Below are 15787 nucleotides of genomic sequence, written 5' to 3'. Positions count from 1 at the left end.
CAATACAGCAAGCTGTATGCCTCCGCAAATCAATATAGCAACAATTATATTGAAAGTCACTAGGCGCAATCTGTGTTTTACGCTTTCGTTGAAACCGATGTTAATACTTTTTCAAGGGCTTGAGCCGGGTGCAAACTATCCAACCATTGAATCGGTGATGTCCAACCACGTAGCCAAGTGATCTGGCGTTTTGCTAATTGGCGGGTGGCGCAGATACCACGAAAAATCATCTCATCGTGGTCATAATCACCGCGTAAATATTCCCACATTTGTCGATAACCCACACAGCGAATAGACGGCAGGTTCTCGTTTAAGTCGGGACGACGGCACAATTTTTCGACCTCTTGCTGAAAACCAAGTTCAATCATTTTGTGAAAACGTTGCTCAATTCGAAGATGTAAGACCTCTCGTTGTTCCGGTGCAATCGCAAATTGCAGAATGTCATACGGCAAGGCCTCGCCTTTTTGTGCCGTTAATTCCGTTAAGGTCTTACCAGTTAAATAAAAGACTTCTAATGCGCGGTTAATCCGTTGCGAGTCGTTCGGGTTAATGCGTTGTGCTGAAATCGGATCGATTTTACTGAGTTCTTGGTGTAATCCACCCCAACCGATAAGTGCTGCTTTTGCCTCAATTTCCGACCGCACTTTTTCGTCGGCGGAGGGGAGGGGCGACAGACCTTCCAATAAGGCTTTGTAATACAACATTGTGCCGCCCACCAATAAGGGGATTTTGCCTTGTGCGCTAATCTCTTGCATTTCGCGTAAAGCATCTGTGCGGAAATTTGCCGCAGAATAACTTTCTGACGGATCGCAAATATCAATTAAACGATGAGGTGCCAGTGCCAGTTCGGCTTTTGAGGGTTTCGCCGTGCCAATGTCCATGCCGCGATAAATCAGGGCAGAATCCACACTGATAACTTCCACGGGCAATTGTTGGCGCAACTGGATTGCCAAATCCGTTTTGCCGGAGGCGGTAGGCCCCATTAAAAAAATCGCTAAAGGTTTGTGTTCTGAATGCTGCATAGTTAGCGGGTTAATTGAGTTAAATAAGGCTGCCAGTCAATTTCGACGAGTAAATCTAACAGGCGAATTTGCTGCTGTTTCGCGAGTAATTGTTCTGTTTCAGTCAGTAAATTTACCGCATCGGCAAGCACGGTGATTGGCGGGGAGGCTAAAGGTGCCAAAAGTGCGGTCAAAAATTCAGGTAAATTTTCGAAAGATTGATTCAATAACGACACAATCATGTGTTGTAAGTTTTGTTGGCGCAAATGTGCCGATACTTTTTGTAACGTGATTTTATGTTGTGCCGCTTCTTCCATAAAAACAAAGCCGATTTGCTCGAAAAAGGCTTTTTGTTGAAGCCATGCCTGCCATTGCGCATCCGATAAACGGAAAATAATTGGAATTAACAATGGTTGAGAGGTTGGCGCTAAAGTTAAATTCAGCGTTTGTTTGAGTTGTTGCAAACACGCAAGCGAGAGCAAGTAAAAACGTTGTTCTTGCTGTAACAACAAGGCTTTATGTTGAATTAATGCAAGGGCGTGCAAGAAATTGGTATTTGGCTTTTTGACTTCGGTTACGTTGCTTTGCACGTGTTTCTCCGAAGACGCCCACAATGCGTTATGCGCCTCGAGTACCTTCGGTGTTATCGGCTCACGAGGGAACGAGCTACCATAAAAGTGCGGTGGATTTTGCTGCTGTTTTGGTGGTTCGTGATATCTATTTCCTATGTAGGTATTGGCAGAATGAACCATCGGTTGGGCAAATATATTTTGTCCCGCAGCCGAACGATTAGGTTTCGTATGCGTTGAAACTTCCCATGCACCGGCAGGTTCTTCCACGCCACATTCTGTTGGCGGTGTATTCAACGGCATTGGCTCGGAGGCTAATGCATTGCTGATGCCTTGAGTGATGAAATCATGTACCAAACGAGATTGCTGGAAACGCACTTCATGTTTGGTAGGATGTACGTTCACATCAACATCATTTGGATTAAGATCAATAAACAGCACAAAAGCAGGGTACTGATCGTTGGTTAAATAGTCTGCATAGGCCTGACGGATAGCGTGAGTAATGATTTTATCGCGCACCACCCGCCCATTCACATAACAATAATTTAAATCATTTTGCGGGCGGTGAAAGTATGGCGTAGCTACCCAGCCGGATAAATGCAGATCATCGTGTTTCCAATCAATTTGCAATGCATTCTGAATAAAATCATCGCCACAAATCGCTGCAACACGTTTTAATTTTTGTTCATTCGTGACCGCACTTTTGTATTGGCGTAATACTTTGCCATTATGCGTGAGGGTAAAACTGATATTAAATTTGGCCAAGGCAATACGACGAATGACTTCATCAATATGAGAAAATTCGGTTTTCTCGGAACGTAAAAATTTGCGACGGGCGGGCGTGTTAAAAAATAAATTTGCCACTTCAACTGTCGTTCCCACTGGATGGGATGCGGGTTGAATAGTCGTTTCCATGTCGCGGCCTTGGGCATATACCTGCCAAGCTTCATTTTGTTCTGCGGTACGAGAGGTTAGAGTCAAACGGGAAACAGAACTGATGCTGGCAAGGGCTTCGCCACGGAATCCCAAACTTAAAATGGCTTCCAAATCGGCAAGATCAGCGATTTTACTGGTGGCGTGACGGGCAAGTGCTAAAGCCAATTCTTCCTTGGCAATACCAATGCCGTTGTCGCGAATCCGAATAAGACTGGCGCCGCCGTTTTCAATATCAATTTGAATTTTATCGGCACCGGCATCCAGGCTGTTTTCCACTAATTCTTTTACCACCGAAGCAGGGCGTTCCACCACTTCTCCGGCAGCAATTTGGTTGGCTAATTGTGGCGATAAAATACGTATGGTCATTATTTTTTCCCTGGATTATCGTCAAGCAGTTGGATTTTTTGTCCGCTTAACACTTTGCCATCTTTTAATTTTGGGTTTAATTTCAACAGTTTATTCGGTGAAACTTTATATTCTCGCGCGATGGAGTAAAGAGTTTCATTTTTTTGCACCGTATGGAATTTCGGTATTGCTTCTTTGACTTCCACCTTATTTTTACTTTGCTCTTTCGGCTTAGTAGGGCTGTTATTGGATTTCTCTTGTTTTTTACTTTTATCCGCAGCCTTAGTTTCTGTCGATTTGGTTTCCTTAGCGTTTGGAGCGTTTGTTTTTGGTGTTTTTTCTGTTTTTACTTCTTCTATTTTGGCGTCTCCCGGAATTTTCAGGGTTTCACCCACCAAGAGTTCTTTTCGCTTGAGTTTATTGAACGTAAGGATGTCAGCAGAGGAAACTTTATATTTTAAGGCTAATTTACCTAAGGATTCGCCTCGTTTTACGGTATGACGAATACCACTATCTTTAATGTCGACAGATTTAATCTCTTGGGGGTTTTCCTGAGAAACTTGTGTTTGACTCTCTTTTTCTTCAACGCTTTCCTTGACGTTATTTTTGCCGTTACTTGGAATTTTAATGGTTTCGCCGATTCGCAATTCTTTGCGTTTTAATTTATTCAACGTAAGAATGTCCGCTGCTTTTACGCCGTATTTGGCCGCAAGTTTTGTTAGACTTTCACCAGATTTTACGGTGTGGCGTAAAGCGCTATCGTTTGTCTCAAGTGCGGTAGATTTTTCAGGCGTTTTTACCGTGGCAATTTCAGGTTCGTCTTTATAGTTTTTACGGTGGTACTCCACTAAGCCGTTGTAAATAACTTGGGCGATTTTTTTACGGTATGCCGGCGTACTTAATTTAAGCTCTTCTTCTTGATTCGATAGAAAACCGGTTTCTACCAAAATGGAGGGAATATCCGGTGAGCGCAAAACACCAAGGCTGGCATGGCGTGGTGTTGGACGGCTTAAAGAGGCAATTTGGGAAAAATGGCGTAAAACGATATTGCCCAACTCATATCCTACGCGTTGGCTATGACCAAATTGTAAATCCAATACGGTTTGATCTAAGTATTTTTCGTTATGTGAAGCAAGCACGTTACCGGCGCCGCCGAGTAATTCTGAACGTTTTTCATGATCTTCCAGCCATTGCCCCATTTCATCATTGGCACGGCGATTGGAGAGAACCCACACAGAAGCGCCGCGTAAATTCGGGGTTTCGGAGGAATCGGCATGGATAGAAACTAAATAATTTGCTTTGTATTTGCGAGCAATTTCGGAACGTTGCGGCACGGAAATAAAATAATCGCCGTTACGGGTGAGTACTGCACGGAAGTGAGGATCTTTATCCAGTAATGCTTTTAATTCTTTGGCGATGGAAAGTGTGACATTTTTTTCATAAATTTTGAGATTGTGTCCGATTGCGCCGGGGTCTTTTCCGCCATGGCCCGGGTCGATCGCTATCGTCCAAGTATTATTTGCAAACGCTGAGAGCGCAAAAAAGAAAAGGCTGTTAATCAAAAGAAATCTAAACATCGTTTTGGGTTTCATTGTGATAAAAGGTTAATTCAGTTTTTCAATAATGTGTCGACCGGTTTCAGATTTAGCAATTAATTCAATATTGCGGGCATGTTCGGCGTAATGAATATTGACGAGTAAATCCGGTGCAGAGAGCAAACCGGCACCTTTTTCAGCCCACTCAATTAAACAAATTGTGTTTTCTGCGAAGTAATCGCGGATGCCCATAAATTCAAGTTCTTCCGGATCAGACAGGCGATATAAGTCAAAATGATAAATATTTTTTCCTGAAATTTTATATTCTTCCACGAGCGTATAAGTAGGGCTTTTTACATTGCCTTGATAACCCAACGCTTGAATCATGCCACGGCTTAATGTGGTTTTCCCCGCACCGAGTTCTCCGTTTAGATAGAGTGTAATGCCTTTATGATTTGGCATTTGGCAAATGGCATCAATGAGTTTTTTGCCAAAATTACACATGGCATTTTCATCAGAAATATATTGAATTAATGTTTCAGTCATCTTCTTCGCCGGTTGAAAAATAAGGCAGGATTGTACCGCACTTTGAGGGAATTATGTAGTTTTATGATTACGTAAGCTTGCCAAGAGTGAGGGCACAAATGTCATCGTGAAAGTTACTTGTTAAGCATAAAAAAATCCCCCGCAAAAGCGAGGGATTGTGAATTTGGAGCGGGAAACGAGGCTCGAACTCGCGACCCCGACCTTGGCAAGGTCGTGCTCTACCAACTGAGCTATTCCCGCAGAGAGTTGATGTTGAGAATGGAGCGGGAAACGAGGCTCGAACTCGCGACCCCGACCTTGGCAAGGTCGTGCTCTACCAACTGAGCTATTCCCGCATTCACATCAAATGAATGAGACGGCATTATACGAATATTTTTAGGCAGTGCAAGTATAAAATCATGAAAATGATGCGCTTGTTTATATATTCGTCGATTTTAGTCCATCTTTAAAAAATGTTCGCGATAGTAAGCGAGTTCTTTGATGGATTCGCGAATATCGTCTAACGCCAAATGGGTGTTTTGTTTACTAAAGCCGTCCAGAATTTCCGGTTTCCAGCGGGCGGCTAATTCTTTTAATGTACTGACATCAAGGTGGCGATAGTGGAAGTAGTCTGCAAGCTCCGGCATATATTTAAAGAGAAAGCGTTTGTCTTGTGCCACACTGTTGCCACAAATGGGGGATACTCCTTTTGGAACGTATTTCTTGAGAAAATCTAAGGTTTGTAATTCTGCCGCGCGTTCGGTCAATTTGCTGTTTTTAACACGTTCAACCAGCCCATTGGCGGTGTGGGTTTTTACGCACCAGTCGCTCATTTTATTGAGTAATTCGTCAGATTGATGGACGGCTAGAACAGGGCCTTCGGCAAGAATATTTAAATTTTTATCGGTCACAATGGTTGCGATTTCAATGATGCGTTCTTTTTCCGGATCTAAGCCTGTCATTTCAAGATCAATCCAGATCAGATTTTGTTTATCTAATGCCATTATATAAGGTATCCTATGCAAAAATTTTCCTTATTCTAGCGAAAAACGCGAGAAAAAACGACCGCACTTATATGAGTAAACCCAAATTAACGCAAAATCAAAAACGCCGAATTCAGTCCAATAATCATAAGGTATTACATCGCCATCAGAAGAAAGACGTGGATTGGCAGGATGAGATGCTGGGCGAGTCGCAAGATGGCTTGGTTGTCACGCGCTATGCCCGTCATGCGGATGTGGAAAATGCGCAAGGTGAGATTTTTCGTTGTAACTTGCGTCGCACATTAGTGAGCGTTGTCGTCGGGGATCGCGTGATTTGGCGGCAAGGCAATGAACAGTTGCAAGGAGTGAGTGGGGTAATTGAAGGGGTTCATCCGCGCAAAAATGAAATTTCCCGTCCGGATTATTATGACGGCATTAAAGTGATTGCTGCCAATATTGATCGTATTATCATCATTTCTTCTGTATTGCCGAGTTTGTCGTTGAATATTATTGATCGTTATTTGGTGGTGTGCGAAGAAGCCAACATTGAACCGATTATTGTGTTGAATAAAGCCGATATGCTGACGGAACAACAATGGCAAGAGGTGGATTCACAACTGAAAATTTATCGTGATATTGGCTATCAAACACTGATGGTTTCCGCGCAGAATAAAAAAAATCTGGAAAAACTGACCGCACTTTTAGCGGATGGCGTGTCTATTTTTGTGGGGCAATCCGGTGTGGGAAAATCCAGTTTGATTAATGCCGTTTTGCCGAATGTGGCGGCGCTGGTCGGGGAAATTAGTTCAACCTCAGGTCTTGGGCAACACACCACGACCTCTTCTCGTTTATATCATTTACCGCAAGGTGGCAGTTTAATTGATTCGCCGGGTATCCGTGAATTTGGTTTGTGGCATTTGGAAGATGAGCAGATTACAAAAGGTTATCGAGAATTCCAAACTGTGCTGGGCACCTGTAAGTTTCGTGATTGTAAGCATTTAAATGATCCGGGATGTGCCTTACGTCAGGCAGTAGAAGAAGGCAAAATCAGTGCTGTTCGCTATGAAAACTACCACCGTTTGTTAACCAGTAAAAAAGAAATGAAGTCGCAGCGCCATTTTTCTGCCGAATAAAAGTCATTTACCGTTTTTTAGGTATGAAATGTTAATTATTGGTTAATGGATTAACTGATTTTCTATTTTTTTTGTGATCTAATTCAAATTTTACAGCAAATCGCCTTGCGCATTCATTGTGTTAGTCTGATACTGCATTATATTTATTTTTATTATTTAAATAAATGTTTAACGAATCCTATCCACTTTTTCCAGAGGAAAATCATATGTATTCAAAAGATGTTGAAATCACAGCACCTAACGGCTTGCATACTCGTCCGGCGGCACAATTTGTAAAAGAAGCAAAAGCATTTGCCGCAGATATTACCGTTACTTCTGCAGGGAAAAGTGCAAGTGCAAAAAGTTTATTTAAATTACAAACATTAGCCTTAACTCAAGGGACGGTGATTACGATTTCTGCTGAAGGTGAAGATGCGGAAAAAGCAGTTGAGCATCTTGTTGCATTAATTCCTACGTTAGAATAATTCTTTCGCCATAATTTGCGTTCTTATGTTTTTAATAAAAGCATGGAGAGCCGTGAGTTATGGCTTTGTTTTATTTGTTCGGTGATTGATTTTTGTTCAATTTACATCAATGAATTTAGATAATAGAGAAGGTCATTATGATTTCAGGAATTCCAGCCTCTCCAGGCATTGTTTTTGGTAAAGCGCTTGTCCTTAAAGAAGAAAAAATTGTTCTGGATACGCAAAAAATTAAAGAGAGCCAAATTGATGCCGAAATCGCGCGTTTTTATGAAGGGCGCAGTGCGGCAGTTGAACAATTAAATTCAATAAAAGATCGTGCTTATGCTTCTTTAGGGGAAGAAAAAGCGGCGATTTTCGAAGGCCATTTGATGATTCTGGAAGATGAGGAGTTAGAGGAAGAAATTCTTGATTATCTTCGTTCAAATAAGGTGAATGCTGCCGTAGCTGCCAATGTAATTATTGATCAGCAAGTCGCCATGTTGTCTGAAATTGATGACGAATACTTAAAAGAACGTGCCGGTGATATTCGCGACATTGGCAATCGATTGATTAAAAATATTTTAGGGATGCACATTGTTGATTTAGGCGAAATTAATGAAGAAGCGATTTTAGTTGCCTATGATTTAACGCCCTCTGAAACGGCACAGTTAAATTTAGATAAAGTGTTAGGTTTTGTGACGGATATCGGCGGTCGCACATCACATACGTCCATTATGGCACGTTCTCTTGAATTACCGGCAATTGTGGGGACGAACAATGTTACCGAGTTGGTGAACACCGGTGATTTCTTAATTCTTGATGCCTTAAATAATGCGGTTTACGTTAACCCTTCCCAAGACGAAATCCAACGTCTAAAAACATTGCAAGCGAAGTTAGCGGAAGAAAAAGCCGAATTGGCAAAATTAAAAGATTTACCGGCATTGACGTTAGATGGACACCGTGTGGATGTGGTGGCCAATATTGGGACCATTCGCGATGTTGAAGGGGCAGAGCGTAATGGTGCAGAAGGTGTGGGTTTATATCGTACTGAATTCTTGTTTATGGATCGCGATCAGCTACCAACCGAAGAAGAGCAATTTATTGCTTATAAAGAAGTAGTGGAAGCCATGAATGGTAACTTGGTGATATTGCGTACCATGGATATCGGTGGCGATAAAGAATTGCCGTATTTGAATTTGCCGAAAGAAATGAACCCATTCCTCGGTTGGCGTGCTATTCGTATTGCGTTGGATCGTCGTGAAATTTTAAATGCGCAATTAAGAGCAGTGTTACGCGCATCTGCTTACGGTCGATTAGCCGTTATGTTTCCGATGATCATTTCTGTGGAAGAAATTCGAGAGCTTAAATCTGTGATTGAAGAATTAAAAGTTGAATTACGCAATGAAGGCAAAGATTTTGATGAAAATATTCAAATCGGTGTGATGGTGGAAACGCCATCCGCTGCGGTGAATGCCAAATTCTTAGCAAAAGAGGTCGATTTCTTCAGTATTGGTACGAACGATTTAACCCAATATACGTTGGCCGTGGATCGTGGCAATGAACTCATTTCTCATTTGTATAACCCAATGAGTCCGTCTGTGCTGAGTTTAATTAAACAGGTTATTGATGCATCTCATGCGGAAGGAAAATGGACCGGCATGTGTGGTGAATTAGCCGGTGATGAAAATGCCACTATTTTACTATTAGGTATGGGCTTGGATGAGTTTAGTATGAGTGCAATTTCTGTGCCACGCATTAAGAAATTAATTCGTAACGTCAATTATCAAGATGCAAAACTCTTGGCTGAAAAAGCGTTACAGCAACCAACGGCTGCCGAAATTGAGCGCTTAGTTGCTGATTTTTTAGCAGAAAAAGCATTAAATTAGATACAATTTTCGCTTTTTAAGCTAGAATAAGACCAGATTTTAAACTTCAGGAGATGATAAAAAATGGGTTTATTTGACAAACTATTTGGCTCAAAAGATAAGAAAGCGGTTGATGTAGAAATCTATGCACCGCTTTCTGGTGAAATCGTGAATATTGAAGATGTTCCGGATGTTGTTTTCTCCGAAAAAATTGTTGGCGACGGTATTGCAATTCGTCCAACCGGTAACAAACTGGTTGCACCGGTAGATGGCGTTGTCGGTAAAATCTTTGAAACCAATCACGCGTTTTCTATGGAATCCAAAGAAGGCGTTGAGTTATTCGTTCACTTTGGTATTGATACCGTTGAATTAAAAGGTGAAGGTTTTACTCGCGTGGCGCAAGAAGGTCAAAGCGTTAAACGTGGTGACACCATTATCGAATTGGATTTAGCCTTATTGGAAGCCAAAGCGAAATCTGTGTTAACCCCAGTGGTGATTTCCAACATGGATGAAATCACCAATATGGAGAAAAAATCCGGTGAAGTGGTTGCCGGAGATTCCGTTGTGTTGGTGTTGAAAAAATAAATAGATTTTAAAGAAGCGAAAGGCTTACTTGTTATGAGTAAGCCTTTTTTATAAGTTCAAAAACACATTGAATAATGACCGCACTTTGATTGCCGCAAAAGTGCGGTCATTTTTTTCAGCATTTTTAGTTTGCAATACCTTTGTGACGCAGCAACGCATCTAACTGTGGTTCGCGGCCACGGAAGTTTTTGAACAAGGTCATCGGTTCTTCAGAGCCGCCTTTGGTGAGAATTTCATCCAAGAAGGATTGGCCGGTTTGGGCATTGAAAATCCCTTCTTCTTCAAAACGCGAGTAGGCATCTGCCGATAAAACCTCCGCCCATAAATAGCTGTAATAGCCTGCCGCATAGCCACCGGCAAAAATATGACTGAAGCTATGTGGCATTCTTCCCCATTCTGCGCCAGGGATGACGGCAACTTGGCTTTTCACTTCGTGTAACATCGCTAACACTTGATTTTGCTTGTTCGGATCAAATGTGTGGTGCAAGCGGAAATCAAACAGCGCAAATTCTAACTGACGCAAAACAAACATCGCAGCTTGGAAATTTTTGGCTTTAAGTAATTGGCTGAGTTTCTCTTTTGGTAGCGGTTCGCCGGTTTGATAATGACCGGAAATGAACTGTAGCGCCTCTTCCTCCCAGCACCAGTTTTCCATAAATTGGCTTGGCAATTCCACGGCATCCCAAGGCACACCATTAATACCGGCCACATCGGCCACATCAATTTGTGTCAACATATGATGCAATCCATGACCGAATTCATGGAATAGCGTCGTGACTTCATCATGCGTGAATAAGGCCGGTTGGTCGCCAAGTGGGCGATTGAAGTTACAGGTTAAGTACGCCACCGGTTTTTGTAGGCTGCCGTCAATCGTTTTACGACGACCGATACAATCGTCCATCCAAGCGCCACCGCGTTTATGTTCACGAGCGTATAAGTCTAAATAGAAGCTACCGCGTACGTCATCTTTTTCATCAAGTAAATCGAAGAAACGCACATCTTTATGCCAGGTTTCGACGCCATGGCGTTCCACCGCGCGAATATTAAAAATGCGTTTAATCAATTCAAATAAACCGCTCAATACGCGATCTTCCGGGAAGTACGGACGCAATTCTTCATCGTTGATGGCATATAAATGTTGCTTTTGTTTTTCGCTGTAAAAAGACAGATCCCAAAGCTCAAGTGCGGTCAAATTATAATGTGTTTTGCAGAAGTCTTTTAATTCTTGCAATTCACGTTCGCCTTGGGCTTTAGAACGTGTGGCGAGATTTTCTAAGAAATCCAACACTTGTTGCGGATTTTCCGCCATTTTGGTGGCAAGGGATAATTCGGTGTAGGTGTTGAAATCCAATAATTTGGCTAATTCCACGCGTAGAGTGAGGATCTCTTGCATAATCGCCGAGTTATCCCATTTACCGGCATTTGGCCCTTGATCGGACGCGCGGGTGGCAAAGGCGCGATACATTTCCTCGCGTAATTCACGGTTTTCACAATACGTCATTACGGGAATATAGCTTGGGTATTCCAAGGTGAAGCGATAACCTGTGACACCTTTGCTTTCCGCGGATTGTTTGGCCGCTTCCAGTGCGGATTCCGGTAAGCCTTTGAGCAGGTTGACATCTTCAACGATCTTTTCCCAGCCCATGGTGGCGTCTAATACGTTATTGCTAAATTGTGAATTCAGTTCGGACAAGCGGGCAGCAATCTCGCCATAGCGTTTTTGTTTTTCTGCCGGCAAGGAAATGCCCGATAATTTGAAATCGCGCAAGCTGTTTTCAATGGCTTTCTTTTGCGCTTGAGTATAGCCGGCAAATTCAGGGCTATTTTTTAATTGTAAATAGGCTTCATATAACCCCTGATGTTGACCGACCCAAGTGCTGTATTCGGCTAATAATGGCAAACAGGCTTGATAGGCTTCACGTAATTCCGGGCTATTTTTCACTGAGTTTAAATGAGAGATTGGCGACCATACTTTGCTTAAACGATCACCGGCTTCGGTTAACGGTAGAATGAAATTTTCCCAAGTAAAGTGCGGTTGATTTACCACGCGTTCTACGGTTTCGCGGTTTTCTTGAATAAGTTGTTTGATGGCGGATTCAATGTATTGCGGTTCAATTTTAGAAAATGCAGGAAGTGCGGTTGGCGTCAGTAATGGGTTTGTCATGAAGCTATCCTTAATAATATAAATAAACGTAGTGAGTAAAATTGGGCTCGATTTTATGATTTCAAGGTTGAAAAATCTAGCCATTCAGGGATAATTGCGAATAATTTTTATTTTGAGGATTTCACATGAAGTATTTTTATACCGGATTGGGTTTTTTCTTTTTAGCCGTCGGTATTATTGGTATTATTGTGCCATATTTGCCGACTACGCCGTTTTTATTATTAACCGTCTTCTTTTTTGCCAAAGGTTCCGAGCGAGTACATCGGTGGTTTGTCGGATCTAAGATCTATCAAAAGCATTTGAAAGATTTTCATGAACAGCGAGCGCTGACTATGAAGACCAAAATTTCTATTTTGATGCTTTCTACATCAATGTTGCTAGCCGGGTTTTATTTCACTCCGAGTTGGATTGGCAAAAGTGTTATTATTACCGTGTTATTGATTAAATATTGGTTTTTCTTTTTCTGGATTAAAACGCTGGAAGAAGAATAGGTGTATAATGCACTCACTTTTTCATAAATTGATTCCTATGCGTGTTGCTCACTTTCCACTTTCTGCTTTTCGTCTTTTTCAATTTAAAAGTGCGGTGCTTTTTTTAGGTGTTTTTTTTCTCAACGGATGTGATAAAAACGCTCAAAAGCCCGCCGAAACCTCTCTAACAGTTGATGCATCTGCAACACCGGAATTCTCTCAATCCCGTCGCCAACGATTAGTTCGCGGTGTTTATTCCGATTTATTTCTCAATCCACAACAAGCGTCTAACATTGATCAAGTTGCTTTTCTGCGTGATCTTTTTGAAGGATTGGTGATTTACGATGCCAAAGGCAATATCGTGCCGGCGATGGCGGAAAATTGGCAAACTCAAGACAATAAAACGTGGCAATTTACGTTACGCGAAACCGCTAAATGGTCCAATGGTGAGTCCGTGACGGCTCAGCAATTCGTGGCAAGCTGGCAGGCATTGGCGAAATCTAATAGCCCGTTAAAAGATTATCTGGCGTACATGAATCTGCTCAATGCAGAGAAAGTATTGAAGCAAGAACTGCCACCGGAGGAGCTGGGAGTCGTGGCGGAAAACGACCGCACTTTACGCTTAACCTTAGATAAACCAACGCCATATTTGCCACACATGCTGGCTCATAGCAGCTTGTTGCCGCAATATTTGCAACCTCATGAAGGCATCGTGACCAATGGGGCGTATCAAGTCAGCGGTCAGCAAGGTGAGCTTATTCATCTAGAACAGAATCCACACTATTGGGCGAAAGAAAAAGTTTCCTTCAAAAACGTGGATTATCAAAAAATCACCTCACAACAGGAAGTGGGCGCATTAGATATTGTGTGGCAACCGCAACAATACGTTGAACGGACACAATATTTCCCGCAACTCTGTACTTATTTCTATGCGTTTAATTTCAACATGCCACAATTGGCACAAAGTTCCGTGCGTAAAGCCTTGGCGATGCTGACATCTCCTCGTCGCTTATTGCCTGAAAACCCAAGTCGGTTCTATTTAACGGATAATTTTTTACCGCAGTCTATGCAAACGGCGGAAAGTCACTGGGAACAAACACCGGTAGAACAATTATTGAGCCAAGGTCAAATTAGCGAAAAAGCGCCGTTAAAACTGACCTTGAGTTACGAACAATCTGAATTGCAGAATCAGTTAGTGCAAGGGGTGATTCGTATGTGGTCACAGTCAGATATGATCCGAATTATTGGCGAAGGCATGCCGAAATCACAGTTATTAGAAAATATTGCCAAAGGCAATTTCCATATTGCCCGTTCCGGTTGGTGTGCTGATTATAACGAACCCTCCGCATTTTTAAGTTTGTTTTATAGTCATAGTCCAGATAATAAAAGCGGTTATCGTAACGAAGAAGTGGATCGTTTGTTTGAGCAAAGCTTGAAGGTGATTCCATCGGCGGAACGCACCGCACTTTATAGCCGAATTGAGCAAATTTTGCAGGAAGAAAATGTGGTGTTGCCACTATATCAGTCTCGGCTTCCTGTTTATCTTCATCCAACCTTAAACGGTTACGACTCAGCCAATCCAACAGAGGCTATTTACAGCAAGGATTTGTTTAGACGGATTGAGTAAAGTGCGGTTGAAAATAGGAACGTTTATTTAAGTGTTAAAAGTATGCTTGGATAGATATTTGAGATAGCTGCCTTAGAAAAACAAAAAGCACAAACGCAATGAACGTTTGTGCTTTTTTATTTAATGTGAGTCTGTTATTTTTTCGGCACTTCTTCTTGGCAATACGGGCATTCCATTAAATGTTGTTCGCCGTTATGCACGATAAAATGGCCCATTTTTTTAGCTTTGGTATCCAAATAAGCGGTGTTATAGCGATTTTCCCCAACATTCAACGGCACTCGTTCTACCACATTGATGCCGGATTGTTTCATTGTTTCGATTTTTTCCGGGTTATTGGTGAGTAAGCGAATTTGTTTGACACCCAATAAATCGAAAATGTCTGCGCATACGCTAAAATTACGTTCATCCGCAGCAAACCCTAAAGCCAAATTTGCCTCGATGGTATCCATGCCTTTATCTTGTAAGGAATAAGCGCGAATTTTATTAATTAAGCCAATGCCGCGACCTTCTTCACGGTGATAAATCAATACGCCGCGACCTTCTTGTTGAATTTGGCGTAATGCCGCGGCAAGCTGGAAACCGCAGTCACATTTTAAACTATGCAAGGCATCGCCGGTGAGACATTCGGAATGGATGCGTGCTAAAACGGGTTCTTCTGAATGGCTGATATCGCCCAAGACTAAAGCAACATGTTCTTTTTTCGTGTCGGGAAATTCAAATCCTACAATTTTAAATAGCCCGAATTCTGTAGGTAAATTGGCTTGGGCAACGAGTTCAATTTTTGCCATAACGTGTCCTTATTTTGTCCTTATTCTTTTTCTTTTGCCGGGTTCTGGTGATAAAATGACGGCTCAATTTTATCTATGGTTATGAATATGTTAAAAAGTTTGTCATTATATACACTATTGCTTTGTCTTGTCCCTCTTTTTGTCTGGTTGTTCTCTTGGCAGTGGAGTGGCAGTCTCATTTTTGAAGACTACGAGCATCCTTTATATTGGTTGACAGAAAGTGGGAGTGTGCCTTACGCCATTATCACTTGCGGCGTTTTTGCGTTGCTTTTTTTACCATTATTTCCTCAGCGAAAACAATGGATTTTAGCTGTTGCTGTAATGGCTTTTTCAATGGTTGTGACGCAAGGGCTGAAATCCGGATTGAAAAATGCATTTACCGAACCACGACCTTTCGTGACGTATGTCGCCGAGCAGACCGGCATAAGCACCGAGGCTTTTTATGCGCAAGATCGTAAAGCACGGGCGCAATTTGTTGAGCAATTCTATCAAATGAAAGACGCTGTACCGGACTGGATCAAAGGTCATTACGCGAGCGAAGTGGGCTATTCTTTTCCATCCGGACATACGATTTTTGCCGCCAGCTGGCTTATGTTAACGGTGGGTTTCGTGCAATTAATCGGTAACCGAAAAGGGCGCGCAAAATTATTAATCGCATTTATGAGCTGTTGGGCGGTGTTGATGTTAGTCAGTCGCTTGCGTTTCGGCATGCATTATCCGATTGATTTATTGATTTCCGTGTTAATTGCGTGGTTGGTGCATTGGGTGATTTTTGCATTTTTAGCGAAAAAACAGTATTTCCAAAAAACGGAATAAGT

At 42.1% G+C, this 15787-nt stretch carries 14 protein-coding genes and 2 tRNA genes; 7 read left to right on the top strand and 9 right to left on the bottom strand.

Translation table 11 applies throughout. The annotated features are described in order from the left end of the window. Positions 1–77: 77 nt before the first annotated feature. From miaA to orn, 7 genes are all read right to left on the bottom strand, one after another. Positions 78–1022 carry a tRNA (adenosine(37)-N6)-dimethylallyltransferase MiaA gene (gene miaA, locus AC30SH_RS05610; protein WP_212510592.1) on the bottom strand — a complete coding sequence of 315 codons (945 nt, stop codon included), beginning with the start codon at positions 1020–1022 and terminating at the stop codon, positions 78–80. A gap of 2 nt (positions 1023–1024) precedes the next feature. Next, positions 1025–2872: a DNA mismatch repair endonuclease MutL gene (gene mutL / locus AC30SH_RS05605; RefSeq protein ID WP_212510593.1), complete on the bottom strand. Its 1848-nt coding sequence runs from the start codon at positions 2870–2872 to the stop codon at positions 1025–1027. After that, on the bottom strand, positions 2872–4443 hold the full coding sequence (locus AC30SH_RS05600; RefSeq protein ID WP_489582255.1) for an N-acetylmuramoyl-L-alanine amidase: 1572 nt from the start codon (positions 4441–4443) through the stop codon (positions 2872–2874). The genes mutL and AC30SH_RS05600 overlap by 1 nt, the downstream gene beginning before the upstream one ends. A gap of 12 nt (positions 4444–4455) precedes the next feature. Then, positions 4456–4932: a tRNA (adenosine(37)-N6)-threonylcarbamoyltransferase complex ATPase subunit type 1 TsaE gene (gene tsaE / locus AC30SH_RS05595; RefSeq protein ID WP_489582254.1), complete on the bottom strand. Its 477-nt coding sequence runs from the start codon at positions 4930–4932 to the stop codon at positions 4456–4458. A gap of 164 nt (positions 4933–5096) precedes the next feature. Continuing rightward, positions 5097–5172, bottom strand: a tRNA-Gly gene (locus AC30SH_RS05590). 19 nt (positions 5173–5191) lie between these two features. Continuing rightward, positions 5192–5267: transfer RNA gene (locus AC30SH_RS05585), tRNA-Gly, on the bottom strand. Positions 5268–5366: 99 nt separating this feature from the next. Beyond that, a complete protein-coding gene (orn, locus tag AC30SH_RS05580; protein WP_489582253.1) occupies positions 5367–5915 on the bottom strand; it encodes an oligoribonuclease in 549 nt (182 codons plus the stop codon). Between the two features lie 71 nt (positions 5916–5986). Here orn and rsgA point away from each other — a divergent pair, with 71 nt between their 5' ends. The 4 genes from rsgA (at position 5987) to crr (ending at position 9920) form a co-directional block, all read left to right on the top strand. Next, entirely contained in the window at positions 5987–7027 is a 1041-nt protein-coding gene (gene rsgA, locus AC30SH_RS05575) for a small ribosomal subunit biogenesis GTPase RsgA (RefSeq protein WP_489582252.1), read from the top strand. 206 nt (positions 7028–7233) lie between these two features. Beyond that, positions 7234–7491, top strand: coding sequence for a phosphocarrier protein Hpr (gene ptsH / locus AC30SH_RS05570; protein WP_006717733.1), 258 nt, complete (start codon positions 7234–7236; stop codon positions 7489–7491). A gap of 137 nt (positions 7492–7628) precedes the next feature. Further along, entirely contained in the window at positions 7629–9356 is a 1728-nt protein-coding gene (ptsI, locus tag AC30SH_RS05565; protein WP_109127812.1) for a phosphoenolpyruvate-protein phosphotransferase PtsI, read from the top strand. Between the two features lie 63 nt (positions 9357–9419). Beyond that, positions 9420–9920: a PTS glucose transporter subunit IIA gene (gene crr / locus AC30SH_RS05560; protein ID WP_048750187.1), complete on the top strand. Its 501-nt coding sequence runs from the start codon at positions 9420–9422 to the stop codon at positions 9918–9920. A 124-nt stretch (positions 9921–10044) separates the two neighbouring features. Here crr and prlC read toward each other — a convergent pair whose 3' ends face one another. Next, positions 10045–12084, bottom strand: a complete 2040-nt coding sequence (gene prlC, locus AC30SH_RS05555; protein ID WP_314886413.1) for an oligopeptidase A — start codon at positions 12082–12084, stop codon at positions 10045–10047. Positions 12085–12209: 125 nt separating this feature from the next. On the opposite strand from prlC, the gene AC30SH_RS05550 reads away from it, so the two are divergent. Both AC30SH_RS05550 and AC30SH_RS05545 read left to right on the top strand, forming a co-directional pair. Continuing rightward, a complete protein-coding gene (locus AC30SH_RS05550) occupies positions 12210–12575 on the top strand; it encodes a YbaN family protein (RefSeq protein WP_212510599.1) in 366 nt (121 codons plus the stop codon). A gap of 37 nt (positions 12576–12612) precedes the next feature. Then, the gene (locus tag AC30SH_RS05545) at positions 12613–14181 is read left to right on the top strand and encodes a peptide ABC transporter substrate-binding protein (RefSeq protein ID WP_489582401.1); all 1569 of its coding nucleotides are present in this window, start codon (positions 12613–12615) and stop codon (positions 14179–14181) included. A 134-nt stretch (positions 14182–14315) separates the two neighbouring features. Here the strand turns inward: AC30SH_RS05545 and ribA are convergent, their stop codons facing one another. Beyond that, positions 14316–14969, bottom strand: a complete 654-nt coding sequence (gene ribA / locus AC30SH_RS05540; protein ID WP_109127816.1) for a GTP cyclohydrolase II — start codon at positions 14967–14969, stop codon at positions 14316–14318. Between the two features lie 75 nt (positions 14970–15044). Here ribA and AC30SH_RS05535 point away from each other — a divergent pair, with 75 nt between their 5' ends. Further along, positions 15045–15785: a phosphatase PAP2 family protein gene (locus AC30SH_RS05535; protein ID WP_212510600.1), complete on the top strand. Its 741-nt coding sequence runs from the start codon at positions 15045–15047 to the stop codon at positions 15783–15785. The last annotated feature ends 2 nt before the right edge of the window (positions 15786–15787 follow it).

The sequence above is a fragment of the Aggregatibacter sp. HK296 genome (assembly GCF_980469475.1).
Note: the sequence above shows the minus strand (reverse complement) of the source record. Positions and strands in the feature narration are given on the sequence as shown.

Coding starts and splice junctions, on each gene's coding strand:
- mutL (WP_212510593.1), bottom strand. CDS start 2,872: ATGACCATACGTATTTTATCGCCACAATTAGCCAACCAAATTGCTGCC.
- rsgA (WP_489582252.1), top strand. CDS start 5,987: ATGAGTAAACCCAAATTAACGCAAAATCAAAAACGCCGAATTCAGTCC.
- tsaE (WP_489582254.1), bottom strand. CDS start 4,932: ATGACTGAAACATTAATTCAATATATTTCTGATGAAAATGCCATGTGT.
- orn (WP_489582253.1), bottom strand. CDS start 5,915: ATGGCATTAGATAAACAAAATCTGATCTGGATTGATCTTGAAATGACA.
- ribA (WP_109127816.1), bottom strand. CDS start 14,969: ATGGCAAAAATTGAACTCGTTGCCCAAGCCAATTTACCTACAGAATTC.
- miaA (WP_212510592.1), bottom strand. CDS start 1,022: ATGCAGCATTCAGAACACAAACCTTTAGCGATTTTTTTAATGGGGCCT.
- AC30SH_RS05535 (WP_212510600.1), top strand. CDS start 15,045: ATGGTTATGAATATGTTAAAAAGTTTGTCATTATATACACTATTGCTT.
- crr (WP_048750187.1), top strand. CDS start 9,420: ATGGGTTTATTTGACAAACTATTTGGCTCAAAAGATAAGAAAGCGGTT.
- prlC (WP_314886413.1), bottom strand. CDS start 12,084: ATGACAAACCCATTACTGACGCCAACCGCACTTCCTGCATTTTCTAAA.
- AC30SH_RS05550 (WP_212510599.1), top strand. CDS start 12,210: ATGAAGTATTTTTATACCGGATTGGGTTTTTTCTTTTTAGCCGTCGGT.
- ptsH (WP_006717733.1), top strand. CDS start 7,234: ATGTATTCAAAAGATGTTGAAATCACAGCACCTAACGGCTTGCATACT.
- AC30SH_RS05545 (WP_489582401.1), top strand. CDS start 12,613: ATGCGTGTTGCTCACTTTCCACTTTCTGCTTTTCGTCTTTTTCAATTT.
- AC30SH_RS05600 (WP_489582255.1), bottom strand. CDS start 4,443: ATGAAACCCAAAACGATGTTTAGATTTCTTTTGATTAACAGCCTTTTC.
- ptsI (WP_109127812.1), top strand. CDS start 7,629: ATGATTTCAGGAATTCCAGCCTCTCCAGGCATTGTTTTTGGTAAAGCG.